This window comes from Komagataeibacter ossonobensis (genome assembly GCF_057359305.1).
The window spans coordinates 85346-106554 of the sequence record NZ_JBXAYQ010000006.1; the positions used below are offsets into that span (position 1 = coordinate 85346).

Here is a 21209-nt window from a genome sequence, read left to right on the forward strand (position 1 = left end):
CATGATCGCGTTAACGCCCGGTCATGATCCGTTCCAGTAATTGCGCCACGGTGGGCACGAAGCCGTTGGCATAGAACGGGTCGGTCGCAAAACGCCATGCGTTCGTGCCGCCGAACATCAGGTTGTGGTCAATCACATCCGCCTGATCCGGCCCATGGGCATGGGCCGCCGCCTGCAACGTTTTCTGGATGCAGTAGGAACGTGGGTCCGCCTTGTGCCCGTTGGAATAGGCAGGCGGCTTCTGTGACCAGTTGGAAAAACGGCATTCCGACAGGCAGCCCATGCAGGCCCCCTGATCGGCCAGGATTTCCCGCGCCTGTTCCGGAGCCACGAACACCAGCGTATTATCCGGTGTGCGCATGGCCTCGGTATGGCCTTCCTCGATCCACAGCCGCGCGCGCTGCGCATCAGCCGGGGTGACATAAACCTGCCGCCCCCGTGCACCGATGGCCAGCGCCGCCGTATGTTCGCCCATCGCTTCAGGGGAGAACGGAATCTGCCGTTCCGACCGCCCCCGCAATTCGCGCAGGAACGAATTGTTCACCGCAGACGAATAAAAACCGGTGGGTGAGAAACGGTTGAGGAATACATCCCCCTTCTTCAACGTCAGCAGACGCTGCTTCCACGCATCGGGAATCGGGCTTTCGCGCGTCAGCAGCGGCCGGGTGCCGAACTGGAACACGATCGGACCCAGCTCGGGGTTGTCGATCCAGTCCTGCCATTCCTCCAGCCACCACACGCCACCGGCCATGATGATGGGGGTGTCATCCAGGCCAAAGGCCCGCATCTGCTTGCGCAACGCCAGCACGCGGGGGAACGGGTCTTCCGGCGCCAGCGGGTTTTCGGTGTTGGACAGGCCGTTATGGCCACCCGCACGCCACGGGTCTTCATACACCACCGCACCCAGCAGTTCGGCCGTCTTGTGGTACGAACGCCGCCACAGGGCATTGAACGCACGGGCGGATGATACGATGGGATAATAATGGATACCGAACCGCGCCGCGATTTCCGACAGGCGGTATGGCATGCCCGCGCCACAGGTCAGGCCCTGGATCATACCCGGCGCACCCTCCAGCACCCCGTTTATGACGCGTTCCGCACCACCCATTTCCCACAGGATGTTGGCATGGATACGTCCCTTGCCCCCTGCGATTTCATGCGCGATGCGGGCCTGCGCGATCCCGCCGCGAATGGCGTAATCAATCAGTTCCTCGTGCCGCTCGCGCCGTGTCCTGCCATGATAGATCTGCGGGACGACGTTGCCATCTCTGTCATAGGAATCGGCATTCACGATCGAGACCGTGCCAGCCCCCCCGGCTGCCGCCCAGTGCCCGGCGGATATGCCGGTTGAGATCGAGACGCCCTTCCCCCCTTCGACCAGGGGCAGAATATCCGTCCCGCCCATACGGATCGCATTGATCGGCTTCATCACCATTCCATCGTCATGTGTCTGCCCGCGCGGCGGGGCGCCCATGCCGGGCGCATCCCGCCGCCGGGTGTCATACAGGCCGGAGCCGCGTCTTAGCGCGCGGGCGCACGGCCGGGCTTCGCGCCCACTGTCTCGGTGATATCGGCACCGGTGTCCTGATCGACCACGCGCATGGACAGCTTGACCTTGCCGCGATCGTCAAAGCCCAGCACCTTCACCTTCACCTCGTCTCCCTGCTTGACGACATCGGTCGTCTTGGAGACACGGCCCTGCGCCAGTTCGGAAATGTGAACCAGCCCGTCACGGGGGCCGAGGAAGTTGACGAACGCACCGAAATCAGCGGTCTTGACGACCTTGCCGTTATAGATGTGCCCCACTTCGGGTTCCGCCACGATGCCACGGATCCGTTCGATGGCCTTTTCAGCCTGATCATCGGACGACGCGGCGATCATGATCGTGCCGTCATCGTTGATGTCGATCTTCGCACCCGAATATTCAACGATCTCACGAATAACTTTACCGCCCTGACCGATCACGTCGCGGATCTTTTCCTTCGGAACCGAGATCGTGGTGATTTTCGGCGCGGAAGAAGATACATCCGTGCGGCCTTCGGTCAGCGCCTTGGCCATTTCACCCAGAATGTGCAGGCGACCCTGACGGGCCTGACCGAGCGCGATCTTCATGATTTCCGGCGTGATGGACGTGATCTTGATGTCCATCTGCAGCGCGGTCACGCCCTGTTCGGTGCCCGCCACCTTGAAATCCATGTCGCCAAGGTGATCTTCATCGCCAAGGATGTCGGACAGGACGGCGAAGTCCTCGTCTTCCTTGATCAGGCCCATGGCGATACCGGCCACCGGGCGCTTCAGCGGCACACCGGCATCCATCAGCGCAAGCGACGTGCCGCACACGGTCGCCATGGAGGACGAGCCGTTGCTTTCCGTGATCTCGGACACCACGCGCATGGTGTACGGGAAGGTATCCTTGCCCGGCAGCAGCGGGTGGATCGCACGCCATGCCAGCTTGCCATGACCGATTTCACGACGGCCGGGGGAGCCCATGCGCCCGCACTCACCGACCGAGAAGGGCGGGAAGTTGTAATGCAGCATGAAGTTGTTGCGATATTCGCCTTCCAGCGCATCCACGATCTGCTCGTCCTGGCCGGTGCCAAGGGTCGCGACCACAAGGGCCTGCGTCTCGCCACGGGTGAACAGGGCGGAACCATGCGCGCGCGGCAGGATGCCGACTTCGGACACGATCGGGCGGATCGTTTCCAGGTCACGGCCATCGATACGGAAACCGGTATCCAGCACTTCGGTGCGGACCACGTCGGCTTCCAGATCCTTGATCATGGGCTTGGCGGCATCGGCGTCGGCCTCCCCGATCTTGGCAAGGATGGCGTCACGGGCTGCGGCAACCTTCTTGTAACGCACCTGCTTGGCGCGTTCCTTGTAGGCATCGGCGATCAGGGCGCGACCGGCCTTGTCCACCTTCTTGCGCAGCTTGATTTCCTCAGCCGTCGGCTCGGCCAGTTCCCATGGGGCCTTGGCTGCGCTTTCGGCCAGGTCAATGATCGCATCGATCACCGGCTGGAAGGCTTCGTGACCGAACGTCACCGCACCCAGCATCACTTCCTCGGACAGTTCCACGGCCTCGGACTCGACCATCAGGACGCCTTCGGACGTGCCGGCCACGACCAGGTCCAGTTCGCTTTCCTTCAGCTGGGAAATGGTCGGGTTCAGCACATACTTGCCGTTGCTGTAACCGACGCGGGCCGCACCCACGGGGCCGAAGAACGGAATGCCCGACAGCGTCAGCGCGGCCGAACAGCCGATCAGCGCCACGACGGCGGGGTCATTTTCCATGTCGTGGCTGAGCACGGTGGCGACGACCTGCACTTCATTGCGGAAGTTTTCGGGGAACAGCGGCCGGATCGGACGGTCGATCAGGCGGGAGTTCAGGACTTCGGCCTCGCTCGGGCGGCCTTCACGCTTGAAGAAGCCACCGGGGATCTTGCCCGCGGCGTAAGCCTTTTCCTGATAATTGACCGTCAGCGGGAAGAAATCCTGCCCCGGCTTCACGCTCTTGGCGCCAACGGCGGTGCACAGCACCACCGTGTCGCCATAGGTTACGACAACCGCGCCGTCGGCCTGGCGGGCGATCTTGCCCGTTTCCAGCACCAGCGGGCGGCCGCCCCATTCGATTTCCTTGCGAAAATAATTAAACATCCAGACAACCCTGTCCGTTGACTGCCGCAATGCAGGCGGGCCGGACATTGGAACGTTGATGGCAGCGCCTCGGACGGCATGGAGCGATGACGACACATACCGCCAGAACACCATGTGGCCTGAAACGCTGCGATCCGGTCCGGATATCTCCGCCGTGGCGTCGGCAGCGTGTTGATGGCACCCGTCTGATCACGGATGCCGGAAGATAGCCGACCCGACCGGACACGGGCATGCGGGTGCATGCGCCGTGTCCGTGCGGGCCGTATGGCAGGAGCGCATTATGACCGCGTTCCCGCCATGTCGCAAATCAGCGACGCAGGCCAAGACGCTTGATCAGCGTTTCGTAACGGGCCTGGTCCTTGCGCTTGACATAGTCCAGCAGGCGGCGGCGGCGGCCGACCAGCATCAGCAGGCCACGACGCGAATGGAAATCCTTCGCGTGGGTCTTCAGGTGATCGGTCAGGTTCACGATCCGCTCGGTCAGCAGGGCAACCTGTACTTCCGGCGAGCCCGTGTCCGTCGCGGCATTGCGGTATTCGCCAATAAGCGCCGTGCGGCGTTCAGCAGTAATCGACATCGTCATCTCCATTGATCATTCAGTTCACAGCATGCGTACCGATCGCAGCAGGCCCCCTTCGGGACGGCACAGCCCGACCACACGCGCCCCGTCCATCGCACGCACGACACCGCTGCGCGGGTCGGTGTGTTCCGGCATCCGGTCCGCCAGCTGGTTCAGGTCAATCGCCTGGCCAAATGACAGGGCATCCGCTTCCTCACGGGTCAGGGCCAGCGCCGGGATGTCGGCCAGCGCGGTCGCGACCGGAAGAAGCAGATCCGGTGGAGCAGGCGCGTTGTCGGCGCTTGCGACAATTTTGTCCAGTGGAATCGCATGGGTTTCATCAAAAGGCCCGACGTTCAGCCGCCGCAGCGCCGCAACATGCCCCACCGTGCCGCAGGCCAGGGCGATATCACGGGCCAACGCGCGCATGTACACGCCCTTGCCCGATTCCACCTCGAACACCGCCGTATCGGCATCGGGGCGCGCAATCAGTTCAAAGCGGTCGATCCGCGCGGGACGGGGGGCCAGTTCGGGCGCATTGCCCGCGCGCGCCATATCATAGGACCGCTTTCCCCCGACCTTCAGTGCCGAGAAGACCGGCGGTACCTGCATGATGTCGCCACGGAAGGCGGCAAGGGCGGCTTCAAACGCGGCATTGTCGGGCCGCACGTCGGATACTGCGGTCACGCTGCCTTCTGCATCATCACTGTCGCGCGCTTCCCCGATACGCAGGGTGAAATGGTATCGCTTGGTACCGTCCATTATATAAGGCACGGTCTTCGTCGCCCTGCCAAAGGCCACGGGCAGCAGTCCCGTCGCCAGCGGATCCAGCGTGCCGCCATGTCCCGCCTTGGCCGCGTCAAACAGGTAACGCACGCGGCCCACGACCTGGGTCGAGGTCATTCCCAATGGCTTGTCCACTATCAGCCAGCCATCCAGCGGGCGTCCACGTTTGCGTCCCATTGCAGGCACCTTGATCAATGAGGGGGGAATGCCGTGCGTTTAGACGAGGCACGCATGCACGGCAATGCCCCATTCCGTCACTGGGGCTGGCCGGCTGCGCCATACATGGTAAAAGGCGAAGCGGGCACATGCCTGCCATCCCCGCAGCCCGCTTTGCCAGTCGTGGATGTAGTGTCATCTTGCAGCAAACGGACACATGGCCAGATGTGTCCGCAATCGTTTTTTATTCTGCGTCTAGGGAGACCTGAACACCATGGCTGAACGGCAGACCACGGTCGGTGCATTTGTGTTGGGTGGAGCCCTGCTTGGTGTGACGGCCATAGCGCTGTTCGGACAGTTTCATCCCTTTTCCCCCACCAGTCGGGCCGTGGTGGTGTTCGACAGCCCCATCAACGGACTGGGCGTAGGCGCGCCCGTCACCTTCGATGGGGTGCAGGTCGGTCACGTGGACCATATTGCCGTCCAGTTCGATCCCCAGACGCATCAGGCCTATATTCCCGTTACCCTGGAACTGCAGGCCAATGGCGCGCACATGGCGGGCAGCCATGGCAAGGTGCTGGACAGCCGCGAACTGCCGAAACTGGTGGAAAACGGACTGCGCGCCGAACTGCATATGCAAAGCTTTGTCACGGGTCAGGAAGAAATCGACCTGACCTTCGACCCCAGCGTGCCCGCGCATCTGCACCCCGGTATCAGCCCGCTGCCGGAAATCCCGGCGCGTGAATCGGAAATGCAGAAGCTGACCGATGCGCTGACTGCGCTGCCGCTGAAGAATATCGCCAACAATGCCGACGCCATGCTGGTCAGCATCCGTACGCTGGCGGACAAGCTGGACAAGGACCTGCCCCCGCTGGTGGACAGCGTGCGCGCCACGTCCGACCATACGCGCGTGACGGTGGATACCGCGACCGATGCGATCCGTGACCTGGACCACCATATGGATACGACGCTGGCATCCATCAACAATCTGGCTGATACCGGCACGGCGCAGCTGGATGCGCGTGGCAACGAACTGCATACCCTGCTGGTCAATTCCAATGAAACCGTGACCGAGGCCAAGGGCGCGCTGACTGGCCTGCATGACATTACCGCACCCAGTTCGGCCGATCGTGCCAATATCGATTCGTCGCTGCGTGATCTTGCCGCTGCTGCTTCCGCCCTGCGTGGATTTGCCACTGATGTGGAACGCAACCCGCAGCTGCTGCTGATGGGACGACGTAACTGATCCCTTCCCCATATCAGGACCATAAAAAGGCCGGTCATGGCATAATGCCAGACCGGCCTTTTTTTATAGGAATACCAGAAGTTTTCGGGTGCCGTCTTTTTTCAAAAAGGCAGCGTTCCTTGAAGCTTTTTACAAAAAGCTTCACCAAAAACTTGTGTTCAATGGAAAGTCGATTCAGTTACAGGCCCGGGAGGATTCAGTCCTCCAGATCGCGCCTGACTTCTGGCTGACGCAGCATGTTATCGACTTCCATCGCATAATCCAGCGCCGTATCAGGCTGGAAATGCAGGTCGGGCACACCCCGTAGCCGGAGCGCATGTGACAGGCGCGTGCGCAGGAAAGGCGTCACGCGCTTGAGCGCGGGCAGCAGTTCCGCCACATCGCTACGCCCCAGTCGTGCCACGAATACAGTGGCATGCTTGAGGTCGGGCGAGATACGCACCTCGGTAACCGTAATGCGCACATCCGCCAGATCCGGGTCACGGAATTCGGTGCGGGCAAAGATTTCCGCCAACACGCGACGGACTTCTTCCGCCACGCGCAACTGGCGCTGCGAGGGGCCTGATGCGGAATGGCCGACAAGTTTCCCTGCCGGCCCGCTCTCGCTCATCCCTTTTCTGGATGAATTACGGCTCATGCCGGGACGAGTTCCATTTCATAACATTCGACCACGTCACCCTCGCGCAGGTCATTATACCCGGCAAAGGACAGGCCGCACTCGTAACCGCGCGCCACTTCCTTGACGTCATCCTTGAAGCGCTTGAGCTGGCTCAGCTCGCCTTCATGGATCACGACGTTGTCACGCAGCAGACGCACGCCACAGCCACGCTTGACCACGCCTTCGGTCACGTAACAGCCAGCGACCTTGCCCACCTTGGTAATTTCGAAAACCTTGCGGATTTCGGCGTAACCCAGGAACTTCTCGCGATGCTTGGGCGCGATCTTGCCACGGACCAGCTGCTCCACATCATCAGCAACCTGATAGATGATGGAGTAGTAGCGGATATCCACACCTTCACGCTGCGCCAGTTCACGCGCCTGCGCCGTGGCGCGGACATTGAAGGCGATGATGACGGCACCGGACGCCTTGGCCAGCTGCACATCACTTTCGGTGATCTGGCCGACAGTCGCATTCAACACGCGGATCTTGACTTCCTCATGCTCCAGCTTCTGCACCGTGGCTTCCAGCGCTTCCGCCGAACCCTGCACATCTGCCTTGATCAGGACGGCGACTTCCTTCTGCGCACCGGCCTGGATACGGGCCAGCATCTGGTCCAGTGTGCCACGTGCGGCGGTCTGGCCTGCTGCCGTGCGTTCCTTGATCACACGCTGACGGAATTCCGAGATTTCACGTGCGCGGTTCTCGTTTTCCACCACCACGAACGGTTCACCCGCACCCGGCACCCCGGTAATACCCAGGATTTCAACCGGCATGGACGGACCGGCTTCACCCAACTGGCGATTACGGTCATCGATCATGGCGCGGACGCGGCCCCATTCAGCACCGGCCACCACGATATCGGTGCGGCGCAACGTGCCCTTCTGGACCAGAACGGTTGCAACCGGGCCACGACCACGGTCAAGGCGGCTTTCAATCACCGAACCCTCGGCAACGCGATCCGGATTGGCCTTCAGGTCAAGGATTTCGGCCTGCAGCAGGATTGCTTCCTCAAGCTTGTCCAGCCCGGTGCGCTTGAGCGCCGAGACCTCGACATCCTGCGTGTCGCCACCCATGCTTTCCACCACGATTTCGTGGTTCAGCAGTTCCTGACGCACCCGGTCGGGGTTCGCACCCGGCTTGTCGCACTTGTTGATCGCCACGATGATCGGGGCATCGGCCGCCTTGGCATGCTTGATGGCTTCGATCGTCTGCGGCATCACACCGTCATCCGCCGCAACCACCAGCACCACCACATCGGTCACCGATGCGCCACGGGCACGCATGGCCGTAAAGGCTTCATGGCCCGGCGTATCGATGAAGGTGATCTTCGCACCCGACGCCAGTGTAACCTGATACGCACCGATATGCTGCGTGATGCCACCCGCTTCGCCATTGGCGACATCGGTGGTGCGCAGGGCGTCAAGTAGCGAGGTCTTGCCGTGATCGACATGACCCATGACGGTCACCACCGGCGGACGCGGCTTGAGATCCTCGGCCTTGTCCTCGATTCCTTCGATGCCGATTTCAACATCGCTGTCGGACACGCGGCGCACGCGGTGACCGAATTCCTGTACCACCAGTTCAGCGGTATCGGCATCAAGCGACTGTGTAACCGTCGCCATGACGCCCATTTTCATCAGCGCCTTGATGACCTCACCCTGACGGGCGGCCATACGGTTGGCGAGTTCCTGCACCGTGATGGTTTCAGGCAGGACCACGTCACGCACCACACGGACCTGATCGGAACGCAGGCGTTCCAGTTCGGCCTGGCGGCGTTCACGCTCACGCTGGCGGCGAACGGATGCGAGCGAACGGGTCTTGTCGTCATCCCCTTCGATCGCGGCCTGCACGTCAATGCGACCGGCGCGACGGCTATCATTGTTCTTCTTCGCACCGCCCGAGGGGCGGCGGCCGGGTGCGGCATTGCCGGGACGGCGGCTGGGACGACGTTCTTCCTCGCCCCCATCCGCACGACCGCTGCGCAGGCGCAGCGTTTCCCCCGCACCAGCGGCGGTACGTCCGGCGCCACCTGCAGCGTTGCCAGCACCTGCCGGACGCGCCGGGCGCAGCGGCTGTGCCGGCATGATCGCCCGTTCGGCCAGCGGACGCAGGCGCTGCATCGGCGGCGCCAGCGTGACCTCGCCGGGAATTGGCACGGAAGAGACAACCGGGCCTTCCGGCTCGGTGGACTCGACCGGTTCGGACTTGCCCTGCGCCGCGGCACTGCGGGCTTCCTGTTTACGGGCCTCGGCCTCAGCTGCGGCATCTGCCTTTGCACGTGCCTCTTCTTCGGCACGGCGGGCATTTTCCTCTTCCTGGCGACGGGCTTCTTCCGCAGCGGAAAGGATCGTGATCTTTTCCTGCTCGCGCGCATCCTTTTCGCGCTGGATGGCGGCGCGGCGCTGTTCGTCCAGCACGCGCTGGCGGGTTGCCAGCTCGGCTGCCGTCAGCGCGCGACCACCCCGTCCCCCGGCGCGACCGCCAGCCGGCCCCGATCCGTTACCTGCGGCCCCGGCCCCGCGCTTCTTGCGCACCTCGACCTGAACCACCTTTGAACGACCATGGCTGAAGCTCTGTCGCACGGAACCGGCATCCACCGTCCGTCCGACTTCCCTACGGCCCGCCGGCCGCAGGGACAAGCGTCCCTTACCCTGATCCTGATCGTTGCCTTCGCTCATGTACCCGCCTGTTCACACCGTCCGGCGGAACACTCCGCCGAATTCGGGCTGGCCCTGCCGGACAAACCCGCAAAACGTTCACTCTCGATCCGGAATCGGCGCGCCAGTTCACCATGCAGCATCGCTGCATGAACAACATGGTCGCGGCCAAATGCCGCACCCAGACCCGATGCCGTAGGAACAACCGTAACCGGAAGGTCCCGTGCACCAGACAAAACTCTCTTCCTCTCGTCGGGGCTGCCATCGGCTGCCTGGATAACCAGACCGGCCCGACCGCCCACAACCCACTCACGCACCTTGGCAAAACCACAGACAATCTGTCCGGCCCGCCGTGCCAGTCCCGCGACATCCATCATGCGCCGCAGCAACCCGTCTTCAACAAGATGGGTCAGGTCAGGGTGAATAACAACCCTTCCCCGTGCCGCGCGAGCGAATGCGCCACGTGTGCGTGCTGTTTCTAACACATCCGCACGCGCGCTCAACCAAATTCCCCGTCCGGGCAGACGTGCGGAAAGATCAGGGATCACGACTCGGTCGGGGGAAATGACAAATCTGATCATTTCCTCCTTCGGCAGCCGGACGCGGGTGACGGCACAGCGGCGCAGCGGACCGCGCTCTTCATGTTCCATGTCGCCCGCGTCTTCCGCGGTCAGATATTCCTGCTCAGACGTCGGACGTCTCCTGCTCGCCGGCCTTGTCGTCTTCATCAAACCAGTGCGCACGCGCCGCCATGATGATTTCATTGGCCGCATCCTCATCAATGGCATCGCTGCCGAGGATTTCAACCAGTTCATCACCGGCCAGATCGGCCAGGTCATCAAGCGTCTTCACGCCTTTTTCACCCAGCGTCACCAGCATCTGGTTGGTGAACACGCCCAGTGCCGCGATGTCATCAGTAACACCCAGCGCCCGGCGCTTGTTATCCAGTTCTTCTTCCTGACCCGCAAGGTAGCCTTCGGCGCGGCGGACCAGTTCACTGGCCACGTCTTCGTCAAAGCCTTCGATGTTGGCCAGTTCCTCGGAGTCGGCAAAAGCCAGTTCCTCGATGGAATGGAACCCTTCGGTCACCAGCAGGCCCGCAATGACGTCATCAACGTCCAGCGCCTCGACAAACAGGTTGCTGCGGCGGCGGAATTCTTCCTGACGGCGCTCCGATTCCTCGGCTTCGGTCAGGATGTCGATGTCCCAGCGCGTCAGCTGGCTGGCAAGGCGGACATTCTGCCCACGCCGCCCGATGGCAAGGCTGAGCTGGTCATCGGGGACGACAACCTCGACCCGGCCGGCTTCCTCATCCATCACCACCTTGCTGACTTCTGCCGGGGCCAGGGCGTTGACGACAAAGGTCGCGGCCTGCGGGCTCCACGGAATGATATCGATCTTTTCGCCCTGCAGTTCCTTCACGACTTCCTGAACGCGGCGACCACGCACACCCACGCAGGCACCGACCGGATCGATCGATGCATCGCGGGAAATGACAGCCATTTTCGCGCGCGAGCCGGGGTCGCGGGCCACGGCCTTGATCTCGATGATGCCATCATAGATCTCGGGCACTTCCTGCGCGAACAGCTTGGCCAGGAAGGCCGGATGCGTGCGGGACAGGAAGATCTGCGGGCCGCGCGGCTCGTCACGCACATCATAGATGTAGGCGCGCACACGGTCGGAATTGCGGAAGCTTTCGCGCGGGATCAGTTCATCACGGCGCAGCAGGGCCTCGGCATCGCCGATCTCGACCAGCAGGTTGCCGTATTCCGTGCGCTTGACGGTACCGTTGACGATCTCGCCCACGCGGTCCTTGAAGTCATTGAACTGGCGGCGGCGTTCATATTCGCGCACGCGCTGGACAATGACCTGCTTTGCCGTCTGCGCCGCGATGCGCCCGAAGTCGATGGGCGGCAACGGGTCGATCAGGTATTCACCCAGCTGGATCTCGGGCTTGAACTTGCGCGCGATGTACAGCGGGATCTGGGTTTCCTCGTTTTCCACTGCCTCGACCGCTTCGGTCCAGCGCGACAGCCGGACATCGCCCGTCTTGCGGTCGATGGTGGCGCGGATATCCTTTTCATGGCCGTATTTCGCGCGGCCGGCCTTCTGGATGGCCTGCTCCATCGCTTCCAGCACTTCTTCACGGTCGATCGACTTTTCCCGCGCTACGGCATCGGCAACCAGCAGCAGTTCGGGACGGGCAACGGACGTATCCATCAGTGTCTCCACAACATCGTTCAGTTGGCCTTGCGCGCCGGCTTGCGGTCGGGCTTGCCAGGGGCCTTCTGCGTTCCGGCCGGGGCAGTTTCGTCCCCCGGCCCGTTTTCGTCGCTGGCGGCATCCGGCTTCATCATCCGGGCGCTCGCCTCGATCAGTTCATCGGTCAGGACCAGCCGCGCCTTGCGCATTTCGGCAAAAGGCAGCGCGACCTCGGTCCCGTCATCCAGCCGCATCAACCCATGGCCGTCACGCGCACCCAGCACGATACCGGCAAAGCGCTTGCGGCCATCAATGGGCATGTTCATCTCGGCGCGGGCAAGGTGGCCCGCGAAACGGTCCCAGTCCTTGGCGCGCGTCAGGGGACGGTCGATCCCGGCAGACGAAATCTCCAGCGTCCAGGCGCCCGGCAGCGGGTCCTCGACATCCAGTATCGCACCCACCGCATGGCTGATCTGTTCGCAGTCCTCGATGGCGATGAGCGTGCCATCCGCACGGTCCGCCATGATCTGCACCGTTGGGGATTCGCGCCCCAGCACCGCCACGCGCACAAGGTCGAAGCCCATGTCGGCCAGCGCGGGCGCGATCATTTCGGCAATACGGGCATCAAGGCCCGTCAGGAATGGCAGATCAGCGTCCAATGCAAAAAAGGCAGCCCTGCGGCCACCCCCCAAAGAAAAAACCAGAGATGAAGGAATTGCCCGTAACATAGGTCACGCCCACCGTAACCGCAAGAACTATATCTGTGGCTGAACGTTACATTTCCTGCATCTTAACGTCTTGCCATATCCCGTCACAGACCCACATTATGCACGCATGACGCCCTTGAACTCACCGCCGGAACCCGCACGGGAACGCAGTGAACGCTCATCCAGCCGCAGGCTGGTTGTGGTGGGGCTGATCGCGGCCGTTGTCGCGGGCGGCGGCTTGGGCACGGGCGGCTTCATGGCCGCGCGTGAAGGCGGCAGCGGCAGCCAGACACCCCCCGTCGCGGCCGAGGCCGGTGGTGGTGGCACCAGCGACGGCACGCATCTCATGCTGAACGCCCCGGTCCAGAACCAGCCGGACATGATGGGCCAGATGCCCATGATCTCCCCCGACCGGGCGGCGGAAATGCTGCGCCAGACCTCCTATTCCATACAGCAGCAGGCCGAAATCCTGGCCGCGCTGAAGCGCCGCGACATCATCCTGGCCGACATGCCCATGTATGACATGGCAGGGGGCAACGCGGTGGTGAACGTGCAGTCGCTGGGACTGGTGCAGACCGTGCATCTGGGGCCGCGACCCAAAAGCGTCATCCTGCCCATCCGCGTGGCAGGCAACGTGTCCATCACCGCGGCGGGGGACCCGGGGCCGACCGGCATTCATGCGGGGGCGGTATTCGTGCCCGGCCCCACGGCACTGCCCGTGCTGACGCGTGACACCGAAATCGTGATCGGGGTAGTCGTACAATGAAACCGCTCTATCCCGCGCTGATGGAGCGGCTGGTACCCCTCATCATGGTCATTTTCCTGGTGTTGGGCAGCTTTCAGGCCGCGATGGCGTTGCATCTTTCGCTCGCCAGCCTGCGGCATTTCATGGAATGGTGTGCCCCGGCCTATCCGGTCGTGGCAGCGGCCAGCGCCCTGCTGGCGCTGACCGGGCTGTGGTTCGAGAACCGGGCCGAAAAACTGGCCCGCAAGGGGATCCGACGCAGACGGGGATGGATAATGGACGTACTCGCCAGGCTGACCAATCGCAGCGCGCTGGAGGAAATGCTGGCGCGCGAACAGAAAGAAACCGTGATCGACGCGGAGGAACTGGCCGCAAGCCTGCGTGCCCGCGTGATCGGTCAGGACCAGGTGTGCGAGGACGTGGCGACCCAGCTGCGCCGCCGTCTGGCGCTGCAGGTGCGGGGCAAGCCGGTGGGGATTTTCCTGCTGGCAGGCCCCCCGGGCACGGGCAAGACCTACCTGTCCAAGCAGCTTGCGCGCCAGCTTGACCGTCCCCTGCTGAATTTTGACATGACGCAGATGAGTTCCCCCCACGCCGCAACCCAGCTGTTCGGCTCCCCCAAGGGCTATGTGGGATCGGACACATACGGCAAGCTGACCGGCGGGCTGAAGGAAAAGCCCGACGCGGTGGTGCTGCTGGATGAAATCGAGAAGGCGCATCCCGACGTTTTCAAGAAATTCCTGACCGCGTGGAACGATGGCCATGTGACCGAGGCCTCCACCGGGCAGCAGATTTCCACCGTGCGCTGCATCTTCATGCTGACATCCAACATCGCCACCGAAGCGCTGACCGAAATCGCGGACAGGCTGGTTGATGAACCCGACAAGATGCGCGCCGAATCGGTCGAAGCCCTGCGCCAGGCCGGTTTCGCACCGGAAGTGCTGAACCGTCTGGACCGTATCTTCATCTTCCGTCCGCTGGAAGGACTCGACATCGCGCGTGTCTCGGCGCTTGAGATCGAAGCCATGATCGACAGCTATGGCCTGAAGGTCGAAACCGGTGGCATTGACCCCGCCCTGCTGTTTGAAGTCATGCGTCGGCAGGATCGCATGGGGCCTGCCGCCAGTGCGCGTGACCTAGCGCGATCCATTGAGGACATGATCAGCGACTCGCTCATCACCGCCCGCCAGCAGGGGGCGAAACTGGTGCGCATCGTCTCCAGTGAAGACGGCGTGGTGGCCGAAATCGCGGATGCCGACCGCGACGCCCAGCGCGCGCCGATCAGTTCCTGATCCATGCGCATGGTATCCTGTTTCCGGCCTCGACCGGGCCGCGTGGCCCGCGCCTTGGATTGCTGAATGTCTGCTTTTTCGCGCTTATGGCATCGGGCACCAGCATGGCGGTTCTGCCTGTACATGATCCTGCCGTTCACGGTGCTGACGCTGATCTTCCCGCCGGCCTATCTTATGCGCCTGATTCCCCGGCTGTCGGCGCTATCCTCCAGCATTCATAACCGGCTGGGCATGCATGACGCCCCGGCCAAGGGTGAAGGCGGCGGGGACGGCAATGGGGAGGACGGGGTGATCACCATGATGCCGATCACCGACCGGCTGACCAAGGCGATCCCGTTTGCAGGTCGCATCCTGCCGTTGCCCGAGGGCACATGGCACCCGGTCATGAACATTATCAACGGCCCGCATGGGGAAGTGCTGGAAAATGTGCTGATCCGTGTGGAAGGTCATGTCGTCACCGGCATGATCGGGGCGGAAGGCAGTACCCAGCCCGTGCCGGAAACGGCCATTACGTCCATTGATTCCAGCTGCCATGACGACCGGAACTACATGTCCCGTGTCCTGACCGCCCACCCGCCATCAATGGAATGCTGGTTTACGACGGCGGTCTATCCCGCCTCGATCAACCGCACGGCCATTATCGCCAACCGGCTGAGGGAAGAAGGGTTCATCCTGCCGCCCGTGCTGCTGAAGGCAGGGTGGAGTTACAGCACGCCTGCCGGTGACCACAACGTCAATGTCGAGACGGTGACCATCTTCCTCAACCCCGTGAATACCGACAGCACCAAGATGCTGCGTACGCCCGATTACTGGGCCAAGGACACATTGGGCCAGCAACCCGCCGCCAGCGATTTCGTCAAGCGTACGAATACATGGATGACAGGCTGGGCGCAGGTCCTGCATGACGGGTTCAACAGCGATATGCTGGCCTCAAGCGATGAACAGCGCGCCCGTCTGGCGCACGATCCTGCCGCATCCCAGCCCGGCCGGGGCAGCCCGCTGGACTAGGCAACCAATTCCAGAACAAATTCTTGATAAAGACAGAAGTTTTTGGGCACCGCCTTTTTTCAATAAAGGCGGCGTCCCTGAAATTTTTTTTAAAACCTAGCCCTGTCGCAATACGTCCGAAATCTCGATCAGGAAATCCAGCACGGTACGGGTGCGCAGTGGCAGGTTACGTGGCCCCGTATGGACGGCATAAAAAGGCAGTTCCGGTATCGTCCATTCCGGCAACAGGTGCTTCAGGCGCCCGGCCGCAATGTCTTCTTCCACCTGGAATGTCGGCAGCATGCCAATCCCCAGCCCCGCACGGACGGCCTGCAGCACGGCCTCGCTGCTGTTGGCGCGAAAGGGACCACTGGCGGCGACCGTGGTTTCGGCCTCGCCCTTGCGGGCAAACTGCCAGTCGTGGCGGGTGCCGCCATAGCTGTAGGCAATACAGGGGTGATTGAGCAGGTCACGCGGATGTTCGGGCGTACCGCGGCGGGCAAGATAGTCGGTTGACGCCACAACACAGCGATGGACCGAGCCAAGCCTGCGGGCAATCAGCGACCCTTCGGCAATGGAACCGATGCGGATGGCAAGATCCAGCCCTTCTTCCACCAGATCACCGAATCCGTCACGCATGACCAGTTCAACCGACAAGTCGGGATGTTCCTCCAGCAGGGCGCTCAGCCGGCTGGTCAGGTACAGGCCGAACGCCGTCGTCACCCCCAGACGCACCAGCCCCGAAACCGAAGCCCGCCTGCGGCCAAGGGCCGTTTCCGCCGTTTCCAGGATTTCCAGCACTTCATAGGCATGCGGCAGCAGGCTGCGCCCGTCTTCCGTCATCATCAGGCTGCGGGTGGTCCGGGCGAACAGGGTCGCGCCGTAATGGGCTTCAAGCAACGCAATATGCCGGGAAATGGTGGGCTGGCTTGCCCCCGTTTCCCTTGATACCGCCGAGAATGAACCCGTGGCGGCCACACGGACGAAGCTATGCAAGGCAGAAAGCAGATCCATGAAGCCCCAGCGTCCTCAACTATGTTATTACATAGTCATAGTTTTAAACGGCATCCTATTTATGCACAATACAGAGAAAAGACACCACCGATATGTGTAAAATGCAACGGTAACCCCGGCAACCTATGCTGAATATGCATATATGCCCTGCCCATAAAAAAAACGGCGGCCCGTGTGATACGGACCGCCGCTTCTGACATTCCATCCCGGCCGGAACCGGGACGGATCGTATGATTACGCGGCCTTGGTCATGCCACGCAGAACGGTCTGGAGAATACCGCCATTGCGGAAATACTCCACCTCATCCAGTGTATCGACACGGCACAGCAGCGGAACATCCTGCTTGGAGCCATCGGCGCGGGTGATGGTCATGGTCATGGTCATACGCGGCGTGATCTTGTCCAGACCGCGGATTTCGAAGGTCTCGTCACCCTTCAGGCCCAGCGTCTTGCGCGTCGTGCCCTCTTCAAACAGCAGCGGCAGCACGCCCATGCCCACCAGGTTGGAACGGTGGATACGCTCGAAGCTTTCCGCAACCACGGCGCGCACGCCCAGCAGCAGGGTGCCCTTGGCCGCCCAGTCACGTGAGGAGCCCATGCCGTATTCCTTGCCGCCGATCACGACCAGGGGCACGCCCTCCTTCTTGTATTCCATCGCCACATCGTAGATGGAGCCTTCCTTGCCGTCCGGGAAGTGCTTGGACACGCCCCCTTCGGTGCCGGGCAGCATCTCGTTCTTGATGCGGATGTTGGCAAACGTGCCACGCACCATCACGCGGTCATTGCCACGACGCGACCCGTAGGAATTGAAGTCCTTCTTCGCGACGCCATGCGCTTCAAGATACTTGCCGGCAGGCGAGCTTTCCTTGATCGCACCAGCGGGCGAGATGTGATCGGTCGTGATGTTGTCACCCAGCAGCGCCAGCAGGCGCGCGCCGACGATGTCGCCACGCGGCTTGGGTTCGGGCGTGATGTCCTGGAAGTACGGCGGGTCCTGCACGTAGGTGGAGGATGCATCCCACTTGTACGTCTCGGAACCGGTGGCGACCTTCAGCGCCTGCCATTCCTTCGTGCCCTGGCTTACGTGCTTGTAGCGGTTGATGAACTCCTCACGCGTGATGGCGGAGCCCATCAGGGCGGCGATTTCATGGTTGGTGGGCCAGATGTCCTTCAGGTACACCGGCTTGCCATCCTTGGAAGTGCCCAGCGGCGTGGTGGTGATGTCCTCACGCATGGTGCCCAGCAGGGAATACGCCACGACCAGCGGCGGGCTGGCGAGGTAATTGGCGCGCACGTTCGGCGAGATACGGCCCTCGAAGTTACGGTTACCCGACAGGACCGACACCGCAACCAGCTTGTTGCCTTCGATCGCATCGACGATGTGATCTTCCAGCGGGCCGGAGTTGCCGATACAGGTCGTGCAGCCATAGCCCACGGTGTTGAAGCCCATCGCGTCCAGTTCGGCCTGCAGGCCCGCGCGGTTCAGGTAGTCGGTCACAACCTGCGATCCCGGTGCGAGCGAGGTCTTGACCCACGGCTTGGGCTTCAGGCCCAGCGCACGCGCCTTTTTCGCCACCAGACCAGCCGCGATCAGCACGGCGGGGTTGGAGGTGTTGGTGCACGAGGTGATGGCCGCGATCACCACGTCGCCATGGCCGATCTCGTAATTGGTGCCAGCCACCTTGGCCTTCTTGTTCTTGTCGGCTTCGGGCACGCCAAGGCTGCCGGTCAGCTCGGTTTCGAACGCCTTGTCCGCACCCTTCAGCACGACGCGGTCCTGCGGGCGCTTGGGGCCGGCAATGGACGGCACGATGGTCTCAAGGTTGAGTTCCAGCGTATCGGTGAACACGGGGTGCGCCGATTCGGCATGACGGAACATGCCCTGCGCCTTCAGGTATTCCGCCGTCAGCTTGATGCGGTGTTCCTCACGACCGGTCTGGCGCAGGTAATCCAGCGTCAGGTCATCAACCGGGAAGAAGCCGCAGGTCGCGCCATATTCCGGGGCCATGTTGGCAATGGTCGCACGGTCGGCAACCGGCAGGTGGTCAAGGGCGGGGCCGAAGAATTCGACAAACTTGCCGACAACGCCCTTCTTGCGCAGCATCTGCGTGACCGTCAGCACCAGGTCGGTGGCGGTCGCCCCCTCAGGCAGCTTGCCAACCAGCTTGAAGCCGATCACGTCAGGGATGAGCATGGCGATCGGCTGGCCCAGCATCGCGGCTTCCGCCTCGATCCCGCCAACGCCCCAGCCCAGCACGCCCATGCCATTGACCATGGTGGTGTGGCTGTCAGTGCCGAACAGGGTGTCGGGATAGGCATAGTCCTTGCCATCCACATTCGCCGTCCACACCGCCTGCGCGATGTATTCCAGGTTCACCTGGTGGCAGATCCCGGTGCCCGGCGGCACGACGGAGAAGTTTTCGAACGCTTCCTGGCCCCAGCGCAGGAAGGCGTAGCGTTCGCCATTGCGCTCGAACTCGATGGTCACGTTGTCCTGCAGCGCTTCGGGCGAGCCCGCCACGTCCACCATGACCGAATGGTCGATCACCAGGTTGACGGGAACCAGCGGGTTCACCTTCTGCGGGTCGCCCTTCAGCTTCAGGATACCGTCGCGCATCGCGGCCAGATCGACCACGGCGGGAACGCCGGTGAAATCCTGCATCAGGATACGCGCGGGCTTGAAGGGAACTTCCTTCGTGCTGCGCCCTTCCTTCAGCCATTCCGCAATGGCCTTGGCATCCTCAACCGAATAGGAATGCCCGTCCTCGAACCGCAGCACGTTTTCCAGCAGCACTTTCAGGCTGACCGGCAGGCGGCTGACGGAACCGATCGTCTTTTCAGCTTCCGGGATTGAGAAATAATGATAGGTCTTGCCGTCCACATTGAGTGTGCGGCCCGTTTTCATTGAGTCGTGCCCAACCGTCTTCATTGGCTTTGTTTCCTCCGAGGCATCAGCAACGGATCGTCCCGTATGACCGCTTTCCCCCGCCCCACTTCCACAGGTGCGGGATTTGCGGCCTTGTCGGGGACAACCTGCTTGATCTCCCAACGGGGGTAGAACATACCCGGACGCGGTTGCGACACAAGCTGGAGCCGGTAACAAGAAACCGGGAGCAGGCATTTTTTTCGCCTGCCTGCCCCATCACCCACCGATCGGAGGATTTGCGTCATTCCTGCCTTTACTCCCCCCGGCCGTCCCCTGCTGGAAGTGGAAAATATATCGGTTTTCCGCGGTGAACGGCTGGTTCTGGACCGTGTCGGCTTTACGTTGGATGCAGGTGACGCCCTGCTTCTGACCGGGCCGAATGGCGCGGGCAAGTCCACCTTGCTGCGTGTGCTTGCGGGTTTGCGCAAACCTGAAGGCGGCCATGTCCTGTGGTCCGGGGTCGATGCGCTGGCCGATCGCAGCCAGCATGCCGGACGGGTGGCCTATCTGGGTCATCAGGACGCCCTGAAACTGGGGCTGACATTGCGTGAAAACCTGACGCTGGCGGCGCGCGCCAGTGGCGGGAATCCTGATTTGTGCATGAAATCGCTTAATATTTCCGGGCTGGCCGATCTGCCCGCGCGCATGCTGTCAGCGGGGCAGAAACGCCGCGCGGCACTGGCGCGCGTCCTGCTGGCGCAGGCCCCGCTATGGCTGCTGGATGAACCCAGCCTGGGGCTGGACATCAACACGATGGGCCTGCTGGGCACGCTGTTTGCCGCCCACCGGCAGGCTGGCGGAATTGTGATTGCAACCACGCATGTTCCCCTGCCCCTTCCCAATGCCCGCACGCTGGCGCTGCCGGGCCTGAACGAATCCGACATCCCGCAACCGATGGAGGATTTCCCCGAGGACGACCTGCTGTGAAATTCCAGATTCCCTCCCTCATCATGGCCATTCTGGAACGTGACCTGCGGCTTGCCCTGCGCCATGGGGCGGACACGCTGGGCGCGGTGCTGTTCTTCATCCTTGCGGGCGCGCTGTTTCCGCTGGCCCTTGGCCCCTCGCCCGAACTGCTGCGGCGCATGGCGCCGGGCATTGTCTGGGTCTGCGCGCTGCTGGCGGCCCTGCTGCCGCTGGACCGCCTGTTCGGTGCGGAACTGGAGGACGGGTCACTGGACCAGCTGCTCATGACCGGGCTGCCCGCCTCCCTCATCGCGCTGGCGAAAATGATGGCCCACTGGCTGACCACCGGCCTGCCGCTGCTGCTGGCGGCGGGACCGCTGGCCATCATGCTGGGCATGCCCTCAGGCAGCATGGTCGTGCTGCTGACGGGGCTGTTCCTGGGCACGCTGATCCTGTCGCTGATCGGGGGCATGGCGGCATCGGTGGTGCTGGGCGCGCGACGGGGCGGCGTGCTGCTGCCGCTGCTGGTGCTGCCGCTGACCACGCCCGCGCTGATCTTTGGCGCGGCGGCGCTGGATGCGGCACAGACCGGCCTGTCCTGGGGGCCGGACCTTGAACTGCTGGGCGCCTTTCTGGCGGCGGCGATTCCCCTGTGCCCGCTGGCGGCGGGGGCCGGGCTGCGCGCCGCAGTGGAATAGGAAAAGTTTTT

The 21209-nt window shown here is 62.6% G+C and carries 17 protein-coding genes; 6 read left to right on the plus strand and 11 right to left on the minus strand.

The features are described 5' to 3' along the window. Positions 1-10: 10 nt before the first annotated feature. From AC1RQ9_RS06665 to truB, 4 genes are all read right to left on the minus strand, one after another. The gene (locus tag AC1RQ9_RS06665) at positions 11-1429 is read right to left on the minus strand and encodes an NAD(P)H-dependent flavin oxidoreductase (protein WP_485986109.1); all 1419 of its coding nucleotides are present in this window, start codon (positions 1427-1429) and stop codon (positions 11-13) included. Positions 1430-1521: 92 nt separating this feature from the next. Further along, a complete protein-coding gene (pnp, locus tag AC1RQ9_RS06670) occupies positions 1522-3657 on the minus strand; it encodes a polyribonucleotide nucleotidyltransferase (protein ID WP_485986095.1) in 2136 nt (711 codons plus the stop codon). 307 nt (positions 3658-3964) lie between these two features. Next, positions 3965-4234, minus strand: coding sequence for a 30S ribosomal protein S15 (gene rpsO / locus AC1RQ9_RS06675; protein ID WP_025439775.1), 270 nt, complete (start codon positions 4232-4234; stop codon positions 3965-3967). A gap of 24 nt (positions 4235-4258) precedes the next feature. Beyond that, positions 4259-5179, minus strand: coding sequence for a tRNA pseudouridine(55) synthase TruB (truB, locus tag AC1RQ9_RS06680; protein WP_485986096.1), 921 nt, complete (start codon positions 5177-5179; stop codon positions 4259-4261). Between the two features lie 253 nt (positions 5180-5432). On the opposite strand from truB, the gene AC1RQ9_RS06685 reads away from it, so the two are divergent. Continuing rightward, a complete protein-coding gene (locus AC1RQ9_RS06685; RefSeq protein ID WP_193733209.1) occupies positions 5433-6404 on the plus strand; it encodes an MlaD family protein in 972 nt (323 codons plus the stop codon). A 196-nt stretch (positions 6405-6600) separates the two neighbouring features. Here AC1RQ9_RS06685 and rbfA read toward each other — a convergent pair whose 3' ends face one another. The 5 genes from rbfA to rimP are packed head-to-tail and all read right to left on the minus strand — an operon-like array spanning position 6601 to position 12583. Next, positions 6601-7014: a 30S ribosome-binding factor RbfA gene (gene rbfA, locus AC1RQ9_RS06690; RefSeq protein WP_485986110.1), complete on the minus strand. Its 414-nt coding sequence runs from the start codon at positions 7012-7014 to the stop codon at positions 6601-6603. A 23-nt stretch (positions 7015-7037) separates the two neighbouring features. Then, positions 7038-9743: a translation initiation factor IF-2 gene (gene infB, locus AC1RQ9_RS06695; RefSeq protein ID WP_485986097.1), complete on the minus strand. Its 2706-nt coding sequence runs from the start codon at positions 9741-9743 to the stop codon at positions 7038-7040. Further along, positions 9740-10450 carry an RNA-binding protein gene (locus AC1RQ9_RS06700; RefSeq protein ID WP_193733207.1) on the minus strand — a complete coding sequence of 237 codons (711 nt, stop codon included), beginning with the start codon at positions 10448-10450 and terminating at the stop codon, positions 9740-9742. Before AC1RQ9_RS06700 ends, infB begins: the two co-directional genes overlap by 4 nt. Further along, on the minus strand, positions 10407-11942 hold the full coding sequence (gene nusA / locus AC1RQ9_RS06705) for a transcription termination factor NusA (RefSeq protein ID WP_193733206.1): 1536 nt from the start codon (positions 11940-11942) through the stop codon (positions 10407-10409). Before nusA ends, AC1RQ9_RS06700 begins: the two co-directional genes overlap by 44 nt. A 20-nt stretch (positions 11943-11962) precedes the next feature. Further along, a complete protein-coding gene (gene rimP, locus AC1RQ9_RS06710) occupies positions 11963-12583 on the minus strand; it encodes a ribosome maturation factor RimP (protein ID WP_193733205.1) in 621 nt (206 codons plus the stop codon). A gap of 184 nt (positions 12584-12767) precedes the next feature. Between rimP and AC1RQ9_RS06715 the strand changes: the two genes are divergently transcribed. The 3 genes from AC1RQ9_RS06715 (at position 12768) to AC1RQ9_RS06725 (ending at position 15676) form a co-directional block, all read left to right on the plus strand. Next, positions 12768-13397 carry a hypothetical protein gene (locus tag AC1RQ9_RS06715; RefSeq protein ID WP_193733204.1) on the plus strand — a complete coding sequence of 210 codons (630 nt, stop codon included), beginning with the start codon at positions 12768-12770 and terminating at the stop codon, positions 13395-13397. Further along, complete coding sequence (locus AC1RQ9_RS06720; RefSeq protein ID WP_485986099.1) at positions 13394-14668, plus strand: AAA family ATPase; 1275 nt, start codon at positions 13394-13396, stop codon at positions 14666-14668. The genes AC1RQ9_RS06715 and AC1RQ9_RS06720 overlap by 4 nt, the downstream gene beginning before the upstream one ends. A 66-nt stretch (positions 14669-14734) precedes the next feature. Next, a complete protein-coding gene (locus AC1RQ9_RS06725) occupies positions 14735-15676 on the plus strand; it encodes a hypothetical protein (protein ID WP_227672694.1) in 942 nt (313 codons plus the stop codon). Positions 15677-15772: 96 nt separating this feature from the next. On the opposite strand, the gene AC1RQ9_RS06730 is transcribed toward AC1RQ9_RS06725, so the two are convergent. Together AC1RQ9_RS06730 and acnA are read right to left on the minus strand one after the other, a co-directional pair. Continuing rightward, positions 15773-16669: a LysR family transcriptional regulator gene (locus AC1RQ9_RS06730; protein ID WP_485986101.1), complete on the minus strand. Its 897-nt coding sequence runs from the start codon at positions 16667-16669 to the stop codon at positions 15773-15775. A gap of 234 nt (positions 16670-16903) precedes the next feature. Beyond that, positions 16904-19597, minus strand: a complete 2694-nt coding sequence (gene acnA, locus AC1RQ9_RS06735) for an aconitate hydratase AcnA (protein ID WP_193733201.1) — start codon at positions 19595-19597, stop codon at positions 16904-16906. A 279-nt stretch (positions 19598-19876) separates the two neighbouring features. On the opposite strand from acnA, the gene ccmA reads away from it, so the two are divergent. Both ccmA and ccmB read left to right on the plus strand, forming a co-directional pair. Next, complete coding sequence (ccmA, locus tag AC1RQ9_RS06740) at positions 19877-20521, plus strand: heme ABC exporter ATP-binding protein CcmA (protein ID WP_193557700.1); 645 nt, start codon at positions 19877-19879, stop codon at positions 20519-20521. Positions 20522-20544: 23 nt separating this feature from the next. Continuing rightward, on the plus strand, positions 20545-21198 hold the full coding sequence (gene ccmB / locus AC1RQ9_RS06745) for a heme exporter protein CcmB (protein WP_039734178.1): 654 nt from the start codon (positions 20545-20547) through the stop codon (positions 21196-21198). Positions 21199-21209 lie beyond the last annotated feature (11 nt).

What these genes read in the sequence shown, in the direction of transcription:
- AC1RQ9_RS06665 (WP_485986109.1), bottom strand. Translation starts at nt 1,429, where the DNA reads ATGAAGCCGATCAATGCGATCCGTATGGGCGGGACGGATATTCTGCCC.
- pnp (WP_485986095.1), bottom strand. Translation starts at nt 3,657, where the DNA reads ATGTTTAATTATTTTCGCAAGGAAATCGAATGGGGCGGCCGCCCGCTG.
- rpsO (WP_025439775.1), bottom strand. Translation starts at nt 4,234, where the DNA reads ATGTCGATTACTGCTGAACGCCGCACGGCGCTTATTGGCGAATACCGC.
- truB (WP_485986096.1), bottom strand. Translation starts at nt 5,179, where the DNA reads ATGGGACGCAAACGTGGACGCCCGCTGGATGGCTGGCTGATAGTGGAC.
- AC1RQ9_RS06685 (WP_193733209.1), top strand. Translation starts at nt 5,433, where the DNA reads ATGGCTGAACGGCAGACCACGGTCGGTGCATTTGTGTTGGGTGGAGCC.
- rbfA (WP_485986110.1), bottom strand. Translation starts at nt 7,014, where the DNA reads ATGAGCGAGAGCGGGCCGGCAGGGAAACTTGTCGGCCATTCCGCATCA.
- infB (WP_485986097.1), bottom strand. Translation starts at nt 9,743, where the DNA reads ATGAGCGAAGGCAACGATCAGGATCAGGGTAAGGGACGCTTGTCCCTG.
- AC1RQ9_RS06700 (WP_193733207.1), bottom strand. Translation starts at nt 10,450, where the DNA reads ATGAAGACGACAAGGCCGGCGAGCAGGAGACGTCCGACGTCTGAGCAG.
- nusA (WP_193733206.1), bottom strand. Translation starts at nt 11,942, where the DNA reads ATGGATACGTCCGTTGCCCGTCCCGAACTGCTGCTGGTTGCCGATGCC.
- AC1RQ9_RS06720 (WP_485986099.1), top strand. Translation starts at nt 13,394, where the DNA reads ATGAAACCGCTCTATCCCGCGCTGATGGAGCGGCTGGTACCCCTCATC.
- AC1RQ9_RS06725 (WP_227672694.1), top strand. Translation starts at nt 14,735, where the DNA reads ATGTCTGCTTTTTCGCGCTTATGGCATCGGGCACCAGCATGGCGGTTC.
- AC1RQ9_RS06730 (WP_485986101.1), bottom strand. Translation starts at nt 16,669, where the DNA reads ATGGATCTGCTTTCTGCCTTGCATAGCTTCGTCCGTGTGGCCGCCACG.
- acnA (WP_193733201.1), bottom strand. Translation starts at nt 19,597, where the DNA reads ATGAAGACGGTTGGGCACGACTCAATGAAAACGGGCCGCACACTCAAT.
- ccmB (WP_039734178.1), top strand. Translation starts at nt 20,545, where the DNA reads ATGGCCATTCTGGAACGTGACCTGCGGCTTGCCCTGCGCCATGGGGCG.